Genomic DNA, 1,076 nt, shown 5'->3' on the forward strand with positions numbered 1-1,076 from the left:
GGCTCGGTTCGCCTCCGGGGCGCAAAAGCCTCCCCCAGCTACCGCTGGGAGGTGCCCCCGGCCGGAAGACCCAAGCGCCCGGAGACTCTGCGGCGCCCTCCCACTCGCCCTGGCTGCCGCCGGGAGGGGCGCCCCAGGCCGGAAGAACCGAGCACCGGAAGACCCCAGCACCCGGCCTGCGGCACCCGGACACCGGCACCCGGTGCGCGCCCCAGCCGGGGGCAGCCGAGATCGGCCAATACCCAGACCGGGATCAGCCAATGCCCGGGCCGAGGCGGCGAATGCCAGACCGTGGTCGGCCAATGCCCAAGCCGGGGCCAACCCAGGTCAGCCAATGTCCAAGGGATCCACCCGCACCGCGGGATCCTTCTCCCCCCTCGCCAGGCGGCCCGCCTTCGCCTCCTTGAGGGCCGCCGCGAGGGCGCCGCCCTGGCCGGGGCGGACCCGCAGCAGCGCGCGCTCCCAGACCTCGCCCGTCGGCGGGTCTCCGGGGCGGCGCGGACGTCCCGGCGGCGCCGGGGGCAGCGGAACCGGGCCCAGTGTCTCGGCCCCCTCGGGCAGCCCGGCCGAGGCGATCAGCTCGGCCACCGCCTCCGCGGGGCCGGTCACCGCCGCCATCCGGGAGATCGGCGGAAAGCCCAACTGGGACCGCTCGGCCAGCTCGCGCGCCGCATAACCGGCCGGGTCCCAGCGCACCAGCGCCTGGACGGGCCGCTGCGTCGGCTCGGCCATGATCACCACGGTGCCGCCCCGGCCCTCGGCATCCTCCTCCCCATGGCCGCGGACCAGCGAGGCCGCCTCCAGCCAGTGGCGCAGCGCGTCCTCACCGGCGCGCAGATCGGGGCGGCCGAGCAGGGCCCAGCCGTCGAGCAGCAGCGCCGCGGCGTAACCGCCCTCGGCGATCGGCTCGGCGCCCGGCGTGCTCACGACGAGTGCCGGACGGTCGGGTACGGACGTCAGCACATGGTCACGGCCGGAGGTGCGCACGGGCACGGCCGGAAAGGCGCGGCCCAGTTCCTCGGCGGTGCGCCGGGCGCCGACTATGGACGCCCGCAGCCGGACGCCTCCGCATTCAC

The 1,076-nt window shown here is 76.8% G+C and carries 1 protein-coding gene; it reads right to left on the reverse strand.

Features of this window, described 5'->3' with window-relative positions; all coding sequences use genetic code 11:
- Positions 1 to 327: 327 nt before the first annotated feature.
- Positions 328 to 1,076, reverse strand: a 749-nt coding sequence (locus tag KN815_RS21930) for a primosomal protein N' (protein ID WP_507229907.1), incomplete at its 5' end; no start/stop codon positions are given.

Origin of the sequence: Streptomyces niphimycinicus (genome assembly GCF_018883605.1) — a bacterium.
In the GTDB taxonomy this organism is placed as follows: Bacteria; Actinomycetota; Actinomycetes; order Streptomycetales; family Streptomycetaceae; genus Streptomyces; species Streptomyces niphimycinicus.